20 protein-coding genes, 1 tRNA gene and 1 pseudogene are annotated in these 18,909 nt (G+C 47.0%); 9 read left to right on the top strand and 13 right to left on the bottom strand.

Annotated features, from left to right (window positions below):
- Positions 1 to 40: 40 nt before the first annotated feature.
- The 4 genes from E4K71_RS12870 to E4K71_RS12855 form a co-directional block, all read right to left on the bottom strand.
- Positions 41 to 2,920: an MHYT domain-containing protein gene (locus E4K71_RS12870; protein WP_135080184.1), complete on the bottom strand. Its 2,880-nt coding sequence runs from the start codon at positions 2,918 to 2,920 to the stop codon at positions 41 to 43.
- Between the two features lie 103 nt (positions 2,921 to 3,023).
- Positions 3,024 to 3,572 (bottom strand): demethoxyubiquinone hydroxylase family protein, encoded by a 549-nt coding sequence (locus E4K71_RS12865; RefSeq protein WP_135080182.1) that lies wholly within the window; start codon positions 3,570 to 3,572, stop codon positions 3,024 to 3,026.
- 12 nt (positions 3,573 to 3,584) lie between these two features.
- Positions 3,585 to 4,109, bottom strand: a complete 525-nt coding sequence (locus E4K71_RS12860) for a disulfide bond formation protein B (protein ID WP_167730532.1) — start codon at positions 4,107 to 4,109, stop codon at positions 3,585 to 3,587.
- Between the two features lie 2 nt (positions 4,110 to 4,111).
- A complete protein-coding gene (locus E4K71_RS12855) occupies positions 4,112 to 4,693 on the bottom strand; it encodes a YqaA family protein (RefSeq protein ID WP_135080178.1) in 582 nt (193 codons plus the stop codon).
- 362 nt (positions 4,694 to 5,055) lie between these two features.
- Between E4K71_RS12855 and E4K71_RS12850 the strand changes: the two genes are divergently transcribed.
- The 3 genes from E4K71_RS12850 to E4K71_RS12840 all read left to right on the top strand — a co-directional run bounded on the left by E4K71_RS12850 (position 5,056) and on the right by E4K71_RS12840 (position 6,421).
- Positions 5,056 to 5,142, top strand: a tRNA-Leu gene (locus E4K71_RS12850).
- A gap of 123 nt (positions 5,143 to 5,265) precedes the next feature.
- On the top strand, positions 5,266 to 5,841 hold the full coding sequence (locus E4K71_RS12845) for a phage integrase SAM-like domain-containing protein (RefSeq protein ID WP_167730530.1): 576 nt from the start codon (positions 5,266 to 5,268) through the stop codon (positions 5,839 to 5,841).
- 22 nt (positions 5,842 to 5,863) lie between these two features.
- Positions 5,864 to 6,421 carry a site-specific integrase gene (locus E4K71_RS12840; protein WP_167730527.1) on the top strand — a complete coding sequence of 186 codons (558 nt, stop codon included), beginning with the start codon at positions 5,864 to 5,866 and terminating at the stop codon, positions 6,419 to 6,421.
- Positions 6,422 to 6,568: 147 nt separating this feature from the next.
- On the opposite strand, the pseudogene E4K71_RS12835 reads toward E4K71_RS12840, so the two are convergent.
- Positions 6,569 to 7,532: pseudogene (locus tag E4K71_RS12835) on the bottom strand (IS481 family transposase).
- Between the two features lie 12 nt (positions 7,533 to 7,544).
- Positions 7,545 to 8,126 carry a hypothetical protein gene (locus tag E4K71_RS12830; protein ID WP_135080173.1) on the bottom strand — a complete coding sequence of 194 codons (582 nt, stop codon included), beginning with the start codon at positions 8,124 to 8,126 and terminating at the stop codon, positions 7,545 to 7,547.
- 161 nt (positions 8,127 to 8,287) lie between these two features.
- Between E4K71_RS12830 and E4K71_RS12825 the strand changes: the two genes are divergently transcribed.
- Entirely contained in the window at positions 8,288 to 9,082 is a 795-nt protein-coding gene (locus tag E4K71_RS12825; RefSeq protein WP_135080171.1) for a protein phosphatase CheZ, read from the top strand.
- A gap of 12 nt (positions 9,083 to 9,094) precedes the next feature.
- On the opposite strand, the gene E4K71_RS12820 is transcribed toward E4K71_RS12825, so the two are convergent.
- The 3 genes from E4K71_RS12820 to E4K71_RS12810 form a co-directional block, all read right to left on the bottom strand.
- A complete protein-coding gene (locus tag E4K71_RS12820; RefSeq protein ID WP_135080169.1) occupies positions 9,095 to 10,171 on the bottom strand; it encodes a DUF2336 domain-containing protein in 1,077 nt (358 codons plus the stop codon).
- Positions 10,172 to 10,292: 121 nt separating this feature from the next.
- Positions 10,293 to 11,453, bottom strand: coding sequence for a glutathionylspermidine synthase family protein (locus E4K71_RS12815; protein ID WP_135080167.1), 1,161 nt, complete (start codon positions 11,451 to 11,453; stop codon positions 10,293 to 10,295).
- 81 nt (positions 11,454 to 11,534) lie between these two features.
- Complete coding sequence (locus E4K71_RS12810; protein WP_135080165.1) at positions 11,535 to 12,092, bottom strand: DUF1190 domain-containing protein; 558 nt, start codon at positions 12,090 to 12,092, stop codon at positions 11,535 to 11,537.
- Between the two features lie 77 nt (positions 12,093 to 12,169).
- On the opposite strand from E4K71_RS12810, the gene greB reads away from it, so the two are divergent.
- Positions 12,170 to 12,646 carry a transcription elongation factor GreB gene (gene greB / locus E4K71_RS12805; RefSeq protein WP_135080163.1) on the top strand — a complete coding sequence of 159 codons (477 nt, stop codon included), beginning with the start codon at positions 12,170 to 12,172 and terminating at the stop codon, positions 12,644 to 12,646.
- Here the strand turns inward: greB and E4K71_RS12800 are convergent.
- Both E4K71_RS12800 and E4K71_RS12795 read right to left on the bottom strand, forming a co-directional pair.
- Complete coding sequence (locus E4K71_RS12800; protein WP_135080162.1) at positions 12,637 to 13,878, bottom strand: radical SAM protein; 1,242 nt, start codon at positions 13,876 to 13,878, stop codon at positions 12,637 to 12,639. The genes greB and E4K71_RS12800 overlap by 10 nt on opposite strands.
- A complete protein-coding gene (locus E4K71_RS12795) occupies positions 13,875 to 14,438 on the bottom strand; it encodes a TetR/AcrR family transcriptional regulator (RefSeq protein WP_135080160.1) in 564 nt (187 codons plus the stop codon). Before E4K71_RS12795 ends, E4K71_RS12800 begins: the two co-directional genes overlap by 4 nt.
- 126 nt (positions 14,439 to 14,564) lie before the next feature.
- Here E4K71_RS12795 and E4K71_RS12790 point away from each other — a divergent pair, with 126 nt between their 5' ends.
- On the top strand, positions 14,565 to 14,825 hold the full coding sequence (locus tag E4K71_RS12790; protein ID WP_135080158.1) for a hypothetical protein: 261 nt from the start codon (positions 14,565 to 14,567) through the stop codon (positions 14,823 to 14,825).
- A 62-nt stretch (positions 14,826 to 14,887) separates the two neighbouring features.
- On the opposite strand, the gene E4K71_RS12785 is transcribed toward E4K71_RS12790, so the two are convergent.
- Positions 14,888 to 16,174 (bottom strand): methyl-accepting chemotaxis protein, encoded by a 1,287-nt coding sequence (locus E4K71_RS12785; RefSeq protein ID WP_167730525.1) that lies wholly within the window; start codon positions 16,172 to 16,174, stop codon positions 14,888 to 14,890.
- Positions 16,152 to 16,679, bottom strand: a complete 528-nt coding sequence (locus tag E4K71_RS12780; RefSeq protein ID WP_135080155.1) for a PAS domain-containing protein — start codon at positions 16,677 to 16,679, stop codon at positions 16,152 to 16,154. The genes E4K71_RS12785 and E4K71_RS12780 overlap by 23 nt, the downstream gene beginning before the upstream one ends.
- A gap of 290 nt (positions 16,680 to 16,969) precedes the next feature.
- Between E4K71_RS12780 and rplU the strand changes: the two genes are divergently transcribed.
- The 3 genes from rplU (at position 16,970) to obgE (ending at position 18,835) form a co-directional block, all read left to right on the top strand.
- Positions 16,970 to 17,281, top strand: coding sequence for a 50S ribosomal protein L21 (rplU, locus tag E4K71_RS12775; RefSeq protein ID WP_135080153.1), 312 nt, complete (start codon positions 16,970 to 16,972; stop codon positions 17,279 to 17,281).
- 25 nt (positions 17,282 to 17,306) lie between these two features.
- Positions 17,307 to 17,564 carry a 50S ribosomal protein L27 gene (gene rpmA / locus E4K71_RS12770; protein ID WP_135080151.1) on the top strand — a complete coding sequence of 86 codons (258 nt, stop codon included), beginning with the start codon at positions 17,307 to 17,309 and terminating at the stop codon, positions 17,562 to 17,564.
- Positions 17,565 to 17,710: 146 nt separating this feature from the next.
- On the top strand, positions 17,711 to 18,835 hold the full coding sequence (gene obgE, locus E4K71_RS12765) for a GTPase ObgE (protein WP_135080149.1): 1,125 nt from the start codon (positions 17,711 to 17,713) through the stop codon (positions 18,833 to 18,835).
- Positions 18,836 to 18,909 lie beyond the last annotated feature (74 nt).

The raw sequence follows: 18,909 nt of genomic DNA, 5'->3' as shown, positions 1-18,909 counted from the left end.
AAACCTCCCATCTGCGAAGGGGCGTTTTTATTTTATGAGTTTAGGCCCTAAAATGGGAGGACAGGATTTGTTGTAATTTATCCACTGTCATCGGTTTGGTTAGGAAATCGTTCATGCCAGCTTTCAGGCAAGCTTCTTCATCCTGACGGCTGGCGTTGGCGGTCAGGGCGATAATTGGCGTTTCTTTTTCATAGAGGTTTAGCTCACGGATATGACGAGTGGCTTCGATCCCGTCCATTTCCGGCATCTGCATGTCCATGAAAATCAGCTCATATTCACAGCTCCGGTATTTGTCGACGGCTTCTTTTCCGTTATGGGCCAGTTCAACCCGGTGTCCGAGCTTTTCCAGATAGCCTTTGGCAACCTTCTGATTGATCAGATTATCTTCAGCCACCAAAATATGTAAGGCATGCAGAGGCTGTGTGACCTTATCCTGAGGTGCCTTAGTTTCTTTTTTTTCTGGTTTAGTATGTATGGGTAGGGGGATTTCAAACCAGAACAGGCTCCCTTTACCCTCTTCACTGATGACACCGATTGTTCCGTTTAAGGCTTGGGTGAGTTTTTTACAAATAGCCAAGCCAAGCCCGGTGCCACCATATTTGCGTGAGGTGGAGGCATCAACCTGCGTGAAGCTGTCAAACAATCCGTCTTGTTTGTGATGGGGGATACCAATCCCATCATCATGGATTTCAAAGCGCATCAGATCTTTTTCACCAGTTTGATAGACTTTTAAGCGGACATGACCTTCTTGGGTGAATTTCAGGGCATTGCCCATTAAATTTAACAGAATTTGTGAAATACGCCCGCTGTCCCCCAGATAATTCTGTGGGGATTTTTCATAATCTCTTTCAAGAACGATCTGGGCTTCACTGGCTTTGAATTCCAGCATTCTGCATACGCTGTTACAGAGGTCTGTCAGGTTAAAGGGAATCTTTTCGATATCCATTTGTCCGGCATCCAGCTTGGAAAAATCCAGTACATCGTTAATGACGTTGAGCAAAATATCACCGGATTCGTGAATGGTATGGGTGATGCTGTTTTGTTCATCATTTAATCCGGTGTCCATCAACAGGGCGGTCATGCCGATAATGCCGTTTAACGGTGTACGGATTTCGTGGCTCATGGTCGCCAGAAACTGGGATTTGGCTTCTGCTGCTTTTTCTGCAGCTTCCTTGGCTTCAATCAATTCATTTTGGGCGTGGCGCCGTTCAATCCCGATGCTGAGGACATCACCGATACGCATGAGGAAATTATGTTCGTGCAGATTGACGTCAGTATCGGGGTGCAGATACATGGTGAGCACCCCCAACAGGACATCATTATCCATCAGGGGTAGGGTGAAATGGCCGTGTTCCACCATGCCTTTGGGATGGTTATCGTGGCGTTCATCCACATGCAGGCAAACCATTTCTTTTTTGGATTGGGCAACCTTTCCACACAGGCAATGGCCGTAAGCAACTTGCTGGCAAATGGTTTTGAGGTCTTCATTCACACCTTTGGCGTAGGTGAGGTGCAGGGTCTCTGTTGTTGGGTCAGCCAAAAAGATGACGCCTTTTTGCTGAACACGAAACAGGGGCATTTCCTTAAGCAACAGGTCAACAGAGGCTTTCAGGTATGCGGCCATGGGCAGGTCTGTCACGGTTAAGCGCAAGAGTTGTTCAAGAAGGCGTTCTTCTTGTGCTGTCTTTTTGGCTTGAGCTGTGGCTTCTTTCAGTTCTTCTTCGGTTTGTTTCTTATCGGTGATGTTTTCTTTAATGGCGATATAATTGATCGTCTTGCCATCATCATCTTTTACTGGGCTGATGAAAGCGCTTTCCCAGTACAAGCTGCCATCTTTTTTCTTATTTAAAAATTCCCCATACCAGTCATACCCATTGGTCAGGCGTTGCCACAGTTCCTGATAATCGGTTGGCTGGGTATAACCGGTTTGAAGAAATTTGGGCGTGCGTCCGATGACTTCTTCCTCTGTGTATCCGGTGAGTTCCAGAAAGCTGGGATTGACATATTCAATAAGGCCATCCAGGCCGGTAATCATAACGGAATAGGGGCTTTGTTCCATCGCCTGTGACAGCTTGATCTGTTGGATGCGCATTTCCTTGAGGCGGTTTTTTTCCTTATTCAGCCGTGTCATGGACTGGAAATAATAGCCCGCCAATGTGGATGAAATTGCCATGGAGGTCAGCATGAGGGAACCAAGTGAGACGATAACCCCAAGTAAGGTGGCATCCATGGCCTCTTCAATAGGGACATCGCATTTGTCCGGGTAAAAATGAGCTGCAGACATGGCCGTATAATGCATGCCCGAAATGGCAAGCCCCATAAAGATTGCGCTGACAATCGTACGTCTTTTGGCAAGGTTGCAAAAACTTGCCTGTTCAAGGAAATGGTGGGAAGATAAGGCCAGAATAGCCAAGATAACCGCAACGAAGATTGAAGCTGTGAAAAGTTTCGGGTCATAATAAATTGCTGCATCCATCAGCATGGCAGCCATGCCCATATAATGCATTAGACCAATGCCTGCCCCCATCATCAGCCCGCTATAAAAGAGCTTGGCAGGTTTAAACGTTTTTGTACTGAGGGTACGCAGGGTGACAAAACTTGCCAAAATCGCCGGAAGGATGGAAATAATGGTCAAGGTAATGTCGTAGGCCACCGGAACTTCCAGATGAAAGGCCAGCATGCCGACAAAATGCATGGCCCAGATGCCGCCCCCCATCACGACAGCGCCCGCCAAATACCAGACAGTTTTGCTTTTGGCGTAGTCGGTTCCCTGAATGCGTTTGGAAATTCCAAAGGTGGCGTAAGAAGCTAGAATCGCCAGAGAGATGGAAGCAAGGACGAGCTTATAGTCATAACTGCCGCTGAGCAGAGGTTCTGTCAGGACATTACGACTTTCAAATTTGATAAATGTGTCGATCACGGCAATATGGTATTTGGTTTTTAGTTTCCGAAATATACCATATTTTTCCGATTTAGCATGGTTAAATACAATAATGGTTGAATATTATTGAATTTGATGCAATTTAAAATCTTTCTGAAATCCAAATAGCGACTTTTGAACCAGACTTGATGGCTTTGGTTAACAGGCCATAGCCGGGTGCCTGTTCTGCACCATGTTCATATCCGATATCCCGGTGTTCCAGCTCTTCTTCGCGGAATTTGGCAAAGGTTTCTTTGAGTTCAGGTTCAGAATCGCCCAGCTCTTCAATTTGGTCGGCATAATGTTGGTCAATGGTTTCTTCTACGGCAACAGTGCAGGCCATAGCCGCTTTTTCACCCATCAGGGCCGTTCCTGCGCCCAGTGCAAACCCTGCGGCATGCCAGATAGGCGTCAAGATGGTGGGGCGCACCCGGCGCTGACGGGCCATTTTATTGAAGGTATCCAGATGCACTTCTTCCTGATCCAGCATATGGTCCAGCAGTTCTTTTTTATCCCCTTTACCCAGAACGGCAAGTTGACCTTTATAAATCCGCACGGCACCGTATTCTCCGGCCTGATCAACACGGATCATGCGGTCCACCATTTGGTCATGGTTGAGATCGCCGGGCATGCGTCCTTTAGGGCTGGTCATCACATCTTCTCTTTATTGGTTAAGGGAATGTTCTTTTAGTTTACGGATGATATGCAGGCTCGTAAAGCTGCCAATTGCTAAAAACAAACTGCCGATGGTGTTGTAGACGGTGATCGACAAGCCCAACATAACCCAGTCTTTCTGATCGCAGGGTTTGAGCGGTTCTGACATGATGGAGGCTTTAAGGTCTTGTAGACTCATGTTCAGGTCTTGGGCACCGCTACAACTGGCAGCCCACCACTGTTCTTCTACACCAAAATGATAAAATGCAGTGCCCGAACCCGCCATAAAGGCGACAGCACACCCTGCCAAAGCCGCTTGCTGGGTAAAGCCGCCAGCGGGGGCGATAATGGCAAAAAGGGCAAAAATGCCTGCCGCAACATATGGGATTCGCTGATAAAGGCAGAGAATACACGGCTCAATTCCGACAACATATTCGACGAAAAACGCAATACTCAGCGCAATGATGCAGATCAGGAAAATCGCAAGACCGGGCAGTTTCGGGTTTTGGGAAATATGCTGTATCAATAAATTCATGCTTAATGCCATAGTTTGATCAGGATAAAACCACCCGCCACTAAGGCGACAAAGCCAAGTGTCAGCTTACCCAGATGTTTTTCAATAAATTCGCGGATCGGTTCGCCGAATTTCCATAAAAGAGCGGCGACAAGGAAAAAGCGCAAGCCTCGCCCGACAAGGGATGTCAGGGTGAAAGAGGTCACATCCATGTGGGTGACGCCACTGGCAATGGTGAAAAGTTTGTAAGGGATCGGGGAGAAACCGGCGGAAAAGACAATTAAAACCCCATGTTCGTTATAGAGTTCCTTGACGGCTTCGAACTTTTCAACGGCATGATAGAATTCTAAAACGGGTTTTCCCAGCATTTCAAAGAAACCATAACCGATTCCATAGCCGCCAATCCCCCCTAGAACCGAAGCAATGGTACAAACAAAGGCAATTTTCCAGGCTTGTTCACGTGCGGCTAACACCATCGGGATGAGCAGAATATCTGGCGGAATAGGGAAAAAGGAACTTTCCGCAAAAGAGATCAGGGCCAAAAGTATCAGGGCATGACGGTGTGCCGCCAAATCCATAGTCCAGTCATAAAGTCTTTGTAGCACGGAACATTTAATCCTGTTGAAATGAGGTCAAAAAGAAAGGCTGTTTAACAGTGCCTTGGGGCCGCTACAACGACTTATGGACGACAAAGATGAAAAAAATGTGTCAAAGATACTTTACATCGTAATTTTGTGTGTGCTAAACGACTGCTCACCAATTCTTTATGAATACGAAGCCCGCGTGGCGGAATTGGTAGACGCAGGGGAATATCCCTCGCAACTAAGTTTTAAATTCTCTAAGTCTTTGATTTTAGGGGATATATACTCCTTGAATTCTCTATACAGTTTCAAGGTCGCAAAAAACACCTTGCGAACCGTGACCTGAGGAATTACAAGGGGATAACCGAGCTAATGAAGGGCACCGAGGCGGTGTGATGGAATTGGTAGACGTGAGGGATTCAAAATCCCTTGTCCTTACGGACGTGCCGGTTCGACTCCGGCCACCGCTACCACTCTCAAGTCCTTTGTTAAGCTCGGTTTTTTTATTGCCTATGCCAAACCGAGTTATCAAAACTTCACCATGCGGGAACGTCACTGTATATGAACGTGACAATGTAAAAAAACTGTATGCACGGGTGAAAATCGGTAAGCAATGGAAGGCTTTCACCACCAAAAAGGCAGACCCCGAAGAAGCATATACAGTCGCTATGGACCGTTTCACCGAAGAACAGGTGCTTCGAAAGCATGGTCAGAGTTCGTTTGTACGCAAAAGGGAGAAGACTTTTGCGGAACTGGCCGAAGATGTCAGTGACAAGCTGATTCAGCGATCCGCAACCGCAGCAGCACAATCGGATGATCGTAAGTACGGTAATATCCTCAAGCAGCTTGTTGTTGATAACCCGCTATTTGAGATTCCGGTAGCCGAAGTTGATGGCGATGTGCTGGAAGATTTCGATGATTACTGTAAACGCGAACACGGTAAGGAATATTCAAAATCAACATTGTTGAAACACAATATTTCTTTGAAGAAGGTGTTCGCGAAAGCGGCCAAGGACAAATCGGTTCAGTTCTCCACACATCAAATTCCTTCACTGAGTACAAAAGGCAAAGGTCTGAAACCGAAGAAGAGGCCACCGTTTGAGCATGGTGAAATCAACAAACTGCTGATCAAAGATGAAGACTGGATCACAGAAGAAGCTATCTCAGTATAAACGATCCATTTTGTTCTTTTATATGAATTTTATTTATCGGACTGGTGTACGGCCCGGTGAAGAGACCGTACAGCTTCGCTACGGTGACTTTATTGCAACCCATAATCATCTGGGCAAGGAAGTGACGTCGGTGAACCTTGAACGTTCCAAAATCGACACAGAAGAGGGGCGTGCGATCTATATGGAGGGGCACCACTACATGGATACACTGGACAAGCTAAACGATATGAAACGGGTGTTCATGCCTGAATATAAGGCAAAAAAGAGCGATTTGGTATTCTGTGATATGCAGGGCGAGCCGCTGACAGATATGGAAGCAGTGTTTCGTGATTACTTGATCCACAAGAAACTTCGTAAGAATCCTCGTTATAAGAACCGTAATCGCACGCTGTACAGTCTCCGGCACACCTATGCTACGGAACAACGCCGCAAGGGGCAGGCGCTTGAGAACTTAGCCAAAGCCATGGGTACCAGCGTTCAAATGTTGAACGAGTACTATATCCATTTTGGTTTGGATGAAATCGAACGGGCCAAATTGAGAAGTCCGACTTTATGTTTAATGATTCTTTCGTTACTTTGAAGCATAGGGTTACTTCTTTGAGTTTTGATGATTAAAGGTTCGCACCTTCATCAAAACGGGTAACCCGCCCTTTTTCAACGTCGGCTGTCAGATCGGATCGGAACTATTCCAGATTAAAAAAGGGCAATTGTGTGGGGTTAACAGACATCATTTCAATTTCCTGATGACCTGACCAAGTTTGTAATGCTGTTCCCGTATTGGTTCGTTCTCTGGAAAATAGTTGGCTTCAACCTCGTCCCAGAACGGTGTCTTACTGCTTAATTCGTGACAGCGATCAACTGGTGTTTTGCCTCCAAGTGAAGAGTGCGGGCGGTGCTAGTTATAAAAATGCTGCCCGTAACCCAGTTCGTCTTCCAAGTCCGGTGCTTCCAGATCAGCAGTGGCATAGAACTCCTGTAAATCGGTTTTATGACCTCGTTCGACCTTGCCGTTCAGATGAGGTGAATAGGGTTTGATAAGGCGGAACTTGATACAATATTGCTGCATCCATTCCTGAACCTTATAGGCAAAGAACTCGCGTCCTCTGTCTGTTTGAATACGCTGTATCGGGAACGGCATTTCTTCAACGACACGCTCAAGGAATTTGATTGTATTTGCCGCAGTTCTGCGAGGGTAAATTCCAAGAACTTTGTAGCGAGAACAATCGTCTATGGCAGCATAGTGGTATATTCCGGGAGCGACTTTACAGACATCAATTTGCACTCTGTCGCCGGGAATGGGGGGGATACCGCTTTGGATGCTTACGGCGTTTTAAACGATTGGGAAGATGACCTTGTCCGTTTCGGTTCAGAACTTTCTGCACGGTTGGTGGAGAAAGTTTGATCTCATGAAGACGGAATAATTCACTGCTGATCCGCTTGGCTCCGAGATGCCTTTTCTTCCTCATCGCCAAAATCAGGAGTTCACTTTCCTTGCAGACTTTTTGACTTGGGGAAGAATGAGGGCGGCGAGATTGATCGCACAGGCCCTCAATACCGTGTTCCTGGTAACGTTGGAGCCACTTTCTCAATGTTGGACGGGAAATGCCACAACGACGACAGACCAAGCCTGCATCTTTGACTTCTTCATAAAGTGTGATCCAGCCAAATCTGGCCCGTTGCTTTTCATTCATATAAACAGACTATCAATTGAAATGATGTCTGTTAACCCCACATACGAGAAGATCAAAGAAATTTACATCATTCTCAATACAGTTGCGGAGAGTGTTGTCGCCTATGATCGTGTTCATCGTTTCAATAACTTCATGGTCAACGTCTTTGCTTGTCCCGGTGGAGGCCGGATTAAGAAGCGGAAACGGCATGTCAGCCGGTTTTTTATTTTGATCGCTCATGTTTAACTCCATTTGCGAAAGTGCAAAATGGGTGCGGCCAAACACCGCACCCGGTGCAGTTTGTTCAGTTGTTTGGTCTTTGCCGGTGGGGTTACGGTTCTGCTTCTGGCGTTTCAATGCACCGCATTGTTTGCCGAGAGAGATAACGCCTTCGATTCCATGCTCGGTGCCTTTGATGAATTCAAAGATCGTTTGAAAATCCGCTTTCAAGGCAAAATCATCGTCGTCGATCAAGCCGACGATAGCAGTGATGCAGCGTTTGATACGCTGGGCTTTCGCCACGCCACGCTTGTGAGCCTTTTCAGCAGCATCAGGATCAAGATCGCAGGCTTCAACATAGGCGTTGACGTCGGATACCAAGTCCATGGCGAGCATGCAGGCTTTAACAATGATTGAAGAACTCTTATTGGTTGATGAAGTGAAAAAAAGTTATGCCAAGACTTGGCATCACCTTTGACTTGGGGTTATGATACCTGTAGAAACCCTTAGCTCTTGTGCGGGAGGGTTTTGCAAGCTTGTTTTTTTAGGAGTTTTGGATGAGCGAACAGGTTCAAATGGAAGTGCTGGCTCAACAGATTTTGCATTTGGTGGATTATATCACCAAAATTAAGTCTGAGCTTGCTTCTATTAAACATCCAAAATCACGTGTCGATCACTTCAATACTGTTTCTGAGCAGCTCAATACGATCTGTGAAACAACCGAAGAAGCGACCAATACCATTATGGAATCCGCCGAAGAGGTGTTGACGGCTGTTGATGATCTCAGCGCCAATATCAAATATACCGAAGCCCAGAATTCTTTTAATGCCATTCAGGATAGTACCAACAAGATTTTTGAATCCTGTTCTTTTCATGATTTGACCGGGCAACGTATTTCCAAAATTGTGCGTATCATGAACAAGCTGGAAGGCACGCTGGACAGTTTGGTGGAAATCGTCGGGCGCAAGGGCCTGGAAGAAATGCCTGTGGATGAAAGCGAAACCATCGAAGATGTGATTGGCATGCATGATGGTGATATCGCCATGCATGGTCCGCAAATCGTCGGTCAGGAAGTATCGCAGGACGATATTGATGCCCTGTTTGGAGGCGGTGGCAATGCCCCGGCTCAAGGTCAGGAAGTGTCACAGGATGCCATCGACAATTTATTTGATGAGCCCGCCAAGCCTGCAGCACCTGCACCTAAACCTGCTGCGGCATCACAGGCCGAAGTTGATGCGATGTTTGATACGCCAGCAAAACCGGCTGAAAAGCCTGTTGAGAAAAAGGAAGAGGCGACACCGCCTGCGGGAAAACAGGTTTCCCAAGATGATATTGATAAGCTGTTTGGCTAATAGGTCCTGACCCTAGAAGAGACGCCATTTCTTTTTTGGCTTTTCGGTTTTTGTCAGCCAGCTTTCCGGTTCACGCCTGCGTGTTGGGCGTTCGCTTTGGGATGTGATTGCCCGATTGCGGGCGTTGTGATATTCAATTTCGACCATATAATTGATCGCCTGATACTCTTCTTCAGGCAGGCGGGCCTGTTGATAAAGTGCCCTGAACCCTTTGTCTCCTTTATCTTTGATCAGGGTGCGGGCATTTTCGACAGGGATTGCAACACGGTAGGCTAAAGCATATTCAAAGAAAGGGCGATCCCCAATTTCCAGCGCACGAATAATCAGCTCGTTACTCAGCTTGTCTTGACGGGCAAGGGCCTGAACAAGGTAGTCAGCTTCACGTTTTGAAAAAGGGTCCTGTAAAAGGCGCTGTTTGGCATCTTCTTTTGATTCTAAAATCAGACGTTCCATCGCCACTGCGGAAAGAGGGTGACGTTGAACCAACTGTGCCTTGATGTGATCACCGACCAGATCAATCATGCGCTCAATGATATAAGGCGGCAGTTGGCTGCGGTTTGCGAGGCTGGAATGTATCAGTGGGCTTTGATTAAAACGGTTGAGCACAAGATCATAAGTCTGGTCCTTAAACTCTGCCCCTTCATTTTTTAATGCTGTTTCTACAACCTGTTCATTGCCTTTTTGACAAAGGCTATAGGTCAGTTCCGGGCTCAAGCGGGGTCTTTTGGCAATGGCGAGTTGTTGTTGTGCATTTCCCTGCTTAATAATGGGGATGAGGGCTTCATCATCAAGCAGTTCGTTGAATTCAAGTAAGGGCAGGCTGACGTCCAGAACGTCACGGGCAAGTTTGTAAGCCAGTTCTTTAGGGATGTCGGTGGAGGTCTTGATGGCTTCTGACAGGCTTTGACGCACAACAACGTCAACGTCTTCAGCCAATTTGGTGCAAATGGCAATCGCCAAATCCAGCTCGGTCGGAGAAAGGGATTTATAGGTGATATGATGGGCAACCTTTTGGGCCAGAACAGCACGGCGTTCCGGTGTTGCATCACTGTATAACAATTTGACGTCGTCTTGGGTGATCTCAGCCATGACGCTTATCCCATTTCTCAGTTAACCCAGTATAGCAAAAAAAGCTGACTGTCCCTAGAGTAGAATAAAATGGGAGTTATGGCTGTGACGGCGCGCACATAATGCGTTGTTTTTATGTGCTTTAGTCTCGTATCACGTGTGGGATGAAGCGAGAGGTATCTTTTGTGATTGCTGATAGATCCTCACGAATCCCGATCCCGCAGGGTTGGCTTGCCACCAACCAGCTGCCAATGACCGTGTGATTGCCATTAAATTCAGGCAAGGGATGCAGGGCTTGAATGACATGACCTTCTTCACCGTAAGGGCCGTTTACAGAGTCATTTTCACCGCCTTCACGGTGGATGGTGACATTGGCCCCTTCACGTGAGAAAATCGGTTTTTTGACATAACCCCCTGAAAGATCATTTGCGCGTGGATCGTCTGCAAAATAAGAAGGCAACAGGTTGGGATGGCCTTCATACATTTCCCAGAGCAGCGGCAAGATCCCCTTGTTAGACAGAATGCTTTTCCAGGCTGGTTCAATAAAGGTGGTTTGGCTGGCAGGTAAGGATTCGCCAAACTCGTCCTGCATCATCCATTCCCACGGATAAAGTTTAAACAGATTGGTAATGACCGTATCGTGCAGGTCTGTCAGACGCCCCTGGTCATCAATACCAATTTCTTCCATGTGAATGAAATGGGTTTCGACCTGGGCCTGATTGGCGCATTCTTCGATATAAAGAACGGTGCCTTCATCTTCCAGACTGCCCTGGCAAGCCGCAAGATGAAGGGTGCCATCAATGGCCATATTATGAAAGGCTGTAATCATAGCCTCGTGAATGGAGTTGAACTGGTCACAATCAGGGGGGATCAGCCCCTGTTCCATGGCTTGCTCCAGCCAGACCCACTGAAAGGCTGCTGTTTCATAAAGTGATGTCGGTGTATCAGCGTTATATTCCAACAGCTTGGCTGGACCTGTCCCGTCATAGGAAAAATCCATGCGGCCATAGAGGTTCTTTTCACGCGAAAGCCAGCTTTGGCGCACATAATCCCAGTAATAAGGAGGGATAGCGAGTTTTTGCAGCAGGGTTTCATCATGAACCACACGCTCGACGGCCTCAAAGCACATTTGTTCCAATTCAGCCGTCGGGTCTTCAATGTGGTTTTCAATCTGTTCCAGCGTGAAACGGTAACAGGCCGACTCGTCCCAATATTTATCACCATTGATGGTATGGAATTGAAAGCCAACTTCCTTGGCCATTTCTTTCCAGTTGGGGCGTTCTTCAATATCAATACGGTACATGAGCAAGACTTCTTATGGCCTCCCACAAGATGGGGACCTGTTAACTTGGCCCCCATTTACACGAGGGTGATGCTTATGGGCTTAGCCACCAGAGCTTTTAAAGCCACTTGTTTTGCGCATGGCAGTGGAACCAAAGCCGCCGCGACGCACGGTTGAGGTTTTTGTCGAAGGGCGTTTGGTGACATTCGCCGGGACTTTTTGAACCCCTGTTTTGCCGGAAACTTTCTGGTTATCGCCTGTACGGAAGTTTTTCGGATCATCCTTAGAACGATAAAGCGGCTGCGTTGCCACATTGGAACGTCCACCACCTGAAAGCATGGAGCCCATCATATAGCCCATCATCATCGGCATGAAAATTGATCCACCGGATGTGGTTTGTTGCGGGGCCTGTTCACATTGTTCTTCGCCAAAATCAGCCTGACATTCTTCGACGGAAGTATATTTGGGGGCTGTGCGCACATGTTCTTCGGCGGCCTTTTCCCAGCCTGTGCGACATTCATCGAGTTGCTGGCCTTCATATTTGGCACATTCATCTACGGACTCAAAAATTGCGGCAACTTCATCGGGGTTGTCGCATGCCGTCATGGTCAGAACCGTGGCGCCCATCAGGGCCAATTTCAATGTTTTTGAGCGTTTCATCTTGATTACCTTTTGAACTGTCTGCAAAACAATGTAATCAGAATGTGATTTCAGACAAGTGAAAGTTTTGACCAAAGATGGATCGCCCCAACTATATCACCCCGGCAGGCTTGCAGGTTTTAAAAGACGAAAAACACGAACTTTGGTCTGTGGAACGGCCCAGGGTCGTCAAAGTTGTGTCCTGGGCGGCGGGTAATGGTGATCGTTCAGAAAATGCGGATTACCAGTATGGTAAGAAGCGCCTGCGCGAAATTGATCGCCGGGTGCGTTTTTTGACCAAACGTATTGAGGCAGCGGTCGTGGTGAAGCCGGAAGAACAAACCAATCGGGATCAGATATTTTTTGGGGCCACTGTGGTCTATGAAAATGAACGCGAAGAGAAAGTTTGCGTGCGCATTGTCGGAGAAGACGAGGTGGATTCCACCCAAGGGCTGATCAGCTGGGTTTCCCCTGTTGCCCGCGCCTTGAATAAAGCGCGTGTGGGGGACCTTGTTACTGTCAGGACCCCCAAGGGTGAAGAGGAACTTGAAGTACTGGAAATCTCTTATAAGTAAGAGGCCCCTTCCCAGCCAAGGTTTTTAACATGATTGGCCTTGCGCTTAAGGGTACGTTTCCAGCTGGTGTGTTTGTCGTAAAACCATTGTACCCCGGCTTCCAGTTCATCTGGGCTCATTTGCTTGGGGCGAAAGACAGCATGGGAACAATCATATTTTGACCAGTCATAGGTTAAGATGCGCCCTTCTTTTTCCATGCGGGCAAACAGGTCGGTGCCGGGAAACGGGGTCATGATATTGGGGTGGACAACATCCAGCTCAATTTCTTCAACCCAGTTTAGGGTTTCTTCAAAAATCGTTGGGTCATGTTCATCAAACCCAAAGAGCATGCAGCTATCCACCGCAATGTGATAGTCATGAAGCTTGCGGACATATTCCTTGGCCTTATCCAGTTTGATGAAACCTTTACCAGCATTTTTCAGGGCTGCTTTTGAACAGCTCTCCAAGCCAACGACAAGATAATTAAGCCCGCTTTGGGCAGCAACTTCCAGAATATCATCATATTCAGCGATGTTCAGGGTGGCTTCACCTGTCCAAGCAATATTCAGGTCTTTTAAGGCATGGAAAAGTTCCAGAGCATATTGGCGATCTGAGATCAGGTTATCGGCGTGAATTTCAAGATAGTCCACTTTGCTCTGTCTGATCTCGTCAATGACCTGTTCAACAGGGCGATGGCGATAGTTTGGGAAAAATTTATGAACAGTGCAATATTCACATTTGAATTTACACCCCCGTGCTGCCAGTACCGACCAGCTGCCATTATGTTCATAGACAGGCAGGTTATCCAGCGGATAGGGCGATAAACCATTCATGTCGATATCGCCTGTGGCACGATAGATATTTTCCAGCTGGCCTGCTTCAAAGTCATTGAGCAATTGATTCCAGCTCTGTTCGGCTTCACCAACCAGAACGGCATCACAATATTGTAGAGCTTCATCGGGCAAAAAGCTTGCATGCAGGCCACCGATCACAATCGGGATATTTTTCTTGCGCAATTTGTTTGCCAGCTCATAAGTGCGGGTAATATCGGGTGTTGCAGCAAACAGGGCAACAAGGTCGGTTGTACGTTTGGGTTTGAATTTTTGATTGGCGGTTTCATCAATCAATTCCAGTTGATGCTGGGTTGGAGTTGCAGCAGCAATGGAAAAAATATTTTGCGGTGGTCTACCGACATAGGCTTTATAAGACTTGAAATCACCGGGGGTGGAGACTTTGACCAGTTGGATTTTCATTGTTTGTGTTCTCCCAGTCCGTTCAAAATTGTGCGCAGGGCCAATGAAGGGGCCTCATTGGGGGCAAGGTCGCCTTTATGTATGGCGCTCCAGGTTGAATAGATAAGCGTATCGACCAGAGAAGCAGCCCAGGCTGTTGGAATGTCAGCAGCGATATGACCTTCTTTTTTTAAACCTTCAATGAGGTCACGAAGAGCCATGATTTGTTGTTGATAAAGAGACGCCACTTCAGGCTGATCCATGACATCAAATTCTTGGGCGAGAAACCCATAGTGATCCCCAATGGGAATCATGGCTTTAAAAAGTTCCCATAAAGCATCTTTTGCTGTGGCGGCATTTGCCATAACAGGGGCGCAGGCTTTTTCTGTTTGATGCAAGGCGTCCAGCGTGATGCATAAAATAAGGTCTTCCCTGTTTTTAAAATGACGATGCAGGGTCGCACGCCCGATTTGTGCAGCTTTGGCAATATCGTTCAACGTGGCATGGGGCTTTTGGGATAAAAGCTGAATGGCCGTTTGTATAATAAGTAAGCGGGTGCGTTCCGCCTTTGATACAGGCATTAACCGCCTCCCTTAAAACTGGAGTCACAAGTTATTTATGAGACTTTTATGTCTCATTTTTATTGACGGTGCAAGAAGAAAAGCGTAGGAGAAGGAAAGAACGAAATTGAAAGAAGGAAAACTCTGATGCTGAAAGCAACAAAATGGCGCGCTGTATTGGGCTTGGTAATTGTCTTTATCGCGACCGCCTTTAACCTATACTGGCTCTGGGGTGTGTTGTTCCTTCTTTGGGTGATCCCGGATTTGCGAAGCGGTGTGACCCATTTTCTGGAAACCGTGAAACGATCCGAAAACCCTGTTTTATTCTGGCTTATCCAGATAACATGGATTGTACTGGCGGCTTATTTGATTTGGTATGATTTGCTTGTCAGATTTGTTCCTGACTGAACATAAAGAAAAACCGCCAGCTTTTTAGCTGACGGTTTTTCTTTATATATGCGCTGTGAAGATTAAAGCATCTTGAAGAACGTTTTTAAATCTTCATCAAGTTCTTCCACAGGCTTAATCTGATCTGACGCAGCCCAGATCACATTGATGGCCCCGGCATAAGAACTGGCCGATGCCTGTGCAATATCGCCAATACGATCAGAGACCATGTTGGACTGATCTGCAACCGTGCTGACTTTGGCCGCAATATCACTTGTTGCTGCCCCCTGTTCTTCAACAGCGGCTGCAATAATTGCAGAAACCTCATTGATTTCTGTGATGGTTGTTTCAATTTCACGAGATTTGGAAACAACCCCGTGAGTAGCATTTTGAATATTGCCGATTTGCTCAGAAATCTTTTCCGTAGCTTTGCTGGTTTGGTCAGCGAGACTTTTAACTTCAGCCGCCACCACAGCAAAACCTTTGCCAGCTTCGCCTGCGCGTGATGCCTCAATTGTTGCGTTAAGTGCCAGCAGGTTGGTTTGGGCGGCAATGTCTGAGATTAACTGGATAACTTCGCCAATATTCTGCGCTTCATCTGAAAGGGTTGTGATGTCTTCTTGAATTCTTCCCACATTACTCATCGCTGTTTGGGAGGTTTCATTGGCGTATGTGACCTGTCGTGAGATTTCAGAAACAGAGGAGGTCAATTCTTCGGTCGCCGCGGCAACAAGTGTGATGCTTTCAGATGTCTGAATCGCAGAATCGGCCACTTCAATTGTGCCAGAAGAGCTTTTGTCGATCTTGCCTCCCATTTCTTGGGCTTCTTTTACGATCGCCCCAGAGTTTGTCACAACTTCTGCCACCACATTATTCACAGTCTGTTGCAGCTCAATGGATGAATGTTGCATGTTGGACAGGTTCTCGATAGACCCGTTGATATCGCGAGATGCTTTCAAAAAGGCACCGGTCATGCCTGCTTCTAGAATGGGGCGGAAATATTTCTTTTCAGCGACATATTCCATGGCAGCGGCGGATTCGCGAACAAAGGCATCAGTGCGGTCAATCGCGGCATTGACGGCATCAAACAGGTTTTGCATTTTTCCTTCGCTCACAGCGGTAATACGTGCTTCAAAATTGCCATTTTCAATTTCGCGACAGACACGGGTGACTTCTTCCATTCCCCCACAATTGGGGGCACCCGCTGTATGTCCTTGCAGGAGAAACAGGCAAAGAGCACTTAGCGAAATCAACAAGATCGGAAGAAAACTAAACCCACTGGTGACAACTGTTTGAATAAAAAGCCCGATAAGAGCGCCAAATGCGATGATTAAAAGAAATGTAGTTCTATATTGAGAGAATGAACTCATCGTAGGCGACACCTTTTTCATTAAGAACGTTCAGGAGGTATTGGGTGGAAGCTTCCATCCCTTCCTTTTTGCTTGGGTGAGATTGCTCAATTTGCAAGAGCTGGGCATAAAGGGGGATGATGATGTTATCCAAGGTTGCACGTTTAGGGACGCGACGGTTGGAATGATACCCAATTACATTGCCATCTGCATCGAAGCTGGGGGTCACATGGGCCAAAACCCAGTAATGATCACCGTTTTTGCACCGATTCATAACATACGCAAAAAGCTCTTTTTTCTGGGTCATGGTGTCCCATAAGAGCTTGAAAACGCAGCGTGGCATATCTGGGTGACGGATCATATTGTGGGGTTTGCCCATTACTTCGGGCAAAGTGTAGCCGGCAACTTCCAGAAAAACCTTGTTGGCATAGGTGATTTTGCCTTTCAGGTCGGTTTTACTTACGATGATTTCGTTTTCACCGAACGTTCGTTCTTCCCCTGTTAAGATAATATTCGAGTTCGCCATAGTTTTGGAAACCTTTGTGTTTTTTTTCATTTCACTCGACAGTGTATTAAACAAAAAATATTTGTACACTAAATTTATTATAAAATTAAGTTGTATATACGAATGGATAGTATCGAAACCTCTCGGACAGCAAAAGATTGACTCTTGTTCAAAAGTCCGTATATTGCGCCGACTCTGGAGTAAGAGTTTTCTCTTTACTTCATTTTTTCAGCATGCTGCTTGAGGTTGAAAATTAAAGTTCTGTGTGATGCAGACACCGTAAGGCGCGTAAATATGAGGATATGTGAACCATGTTCGCAATCGTGAAAACTGGCGGCAAGCAATATACTGTCGCTGAAAACGATGTAATCGTTGTTGAAAAGCTGGCTGGCGAAGCCGGTTCTGAGATTAAACTGGAAGACGTTCTTCTGGTTGGCGCTGAAGGCAAAACCACAGTTGGTACGCCGCTTGTTAAAGGTGCTTCTGTCACAGCAGAAGTTCTGGAACAAGGCAAAGGTGACAAAGTGGTTATCTTTAAGAAAAAGCGTCGTCAAAACTATCGCCGCACAAAAGGTCATCGCCAAGAGCAGACTGTTTTGCGCATCAAGTCTATCAAAGGCTAAGGCCGTTTAATTAGGAGATTAAGTTATGGCTCATAAGAAAGCTGGTGGCTCGTCCCGTAACGGTCGCGATTCAGAAAGCAAACGCCTTGGCGTTAAAAAATACGGTGGCGAAGTCGTTCTCGCTGGTAACATTCTGGTTCGCCAACGTGGCACCAAATTCTACCCGGGCGAAAACGTAGGTATCGGTAAAGATCACACTCTGTTTGCAAAAGCAGAAGGTAAAGTGAACTTCCGCACCAAAGCCAAAGGCCGCACCTACGTGAACGTAGAAGCTGCTGAATAAGCTGTTTTAAGCTTATTGGACGTTAGAGAAGAGAGGGGTGGGTTAACCATTCCTCTTTTTTCATTTATCAATATGTCGTCCTCGCACAGGCGGGGACCTTTATCCAGAAATTACGGAGGTCCCCGTTTTCGCGAGGACGACGTGTCATGAAATTTTTAGATCAGGCAAAAATCTTTCTCAAAAGTGGTGATGGTGGTAACGGCTGTGTGTCTTTCCGTCGCGAGAAATATATCGAATTTGGTGGACCGGATGGTGGTGATGGTGGTCGCGGTGGCGATGTCATCATCGAATGTGTCGATAACCTGAACACCCTGATTGATTACCGCTATCAGCAACATTTTAAAGCCAAGCGTGGTGATGGCGGTATGGGACGCAATATGTCCGGTAAAAAGGGTGCTGACGTGGTGCTGAAAGTGCCTGTGGGGACACAAATTCTGGATGAAGATAAAGAAACCGTTCTGGCAGATTTTCTTGAACCCGGTGTCAGCCGTGTGTTGATGCGCGGTGGCGATGGCGGGCGGGGCAATGCCCAGTTCAAAACCTCAACCAACCAGGCACCGCGAAAAAATGAACCCGGTTGGCCCGGTGTGGAACGCTGGGTCTGGCTGCGTTTGAAACTGATTGCAGATGCTGGACTTGTTGGCTTGCCCAATGCAGGGAAATCCACATTCCTGTCTGCGGTTTCTCGGGCCAAGCCGAAGATTGCCGATTATCCCTTTACCACCTTGCATCCAAACTTGGGGGTGGTTCTGTCTGGCGATAAGAAAGATGGTCGCGAATTTGTAATTGCCGATATCCCCGGTTTGATCGAAGGCGCACACGAAGGTCAGGGGCTGGGAGATCGCTTCTTGGGCCATGTGGAACGCTGTGCGGTGTTGTTACATCTGATTGATGTCACACAGGATGATGTGGATGTGGCTTATAAAACCATTCGCCATGAGCTGGAAGCCTATAGCCCGGATTTGGCCGCCAAGCCGGAAGTGGTTGCATTGAACAAATGTGATTCCTTGCTTGATGAGCAGGTGGAAGAACAAAAAGAGCTGCTGGCAAAAGTTTACGATGGCAAAATCCATACGATCTCGGGTGTCGCACGTACAGGCGTGCCGGAGCTTTTGCTGGAAATGCAAAAAATTATCAGTGGTGAAGTTGGCGGAATAAAGGAATTTACCGCAGGCCCGTGGAATCAGGGACCGATTGAAGATCAGCCGGAAGAAGAAGGGCCCGAAGAAGAATGGGAAGACGAGCCCAAGCCGTTTGATCCGCTGGCTTAAACGTCGTCCTCGCGTAGGCGGGGACCTCGTTCCTTCATTTGAAAGTTCCCCGCGTTCGCGAGGTGACATCAAAA

Source organism: Terasakiella sp. SH-1 (genome assembly GCF_004564135.1).
In the GTDB taxonomy this organism is placed as follows: Bacteria; Pseudomonadota; Alphaproteobacteria; order Rhodospirillales; family Terasakiellaceae; genus Terasakiella.
Note: the sequence above shows the minus strand (reverse complement) of the source record. Positions and strands in the feature narration are given on the sequence as shown.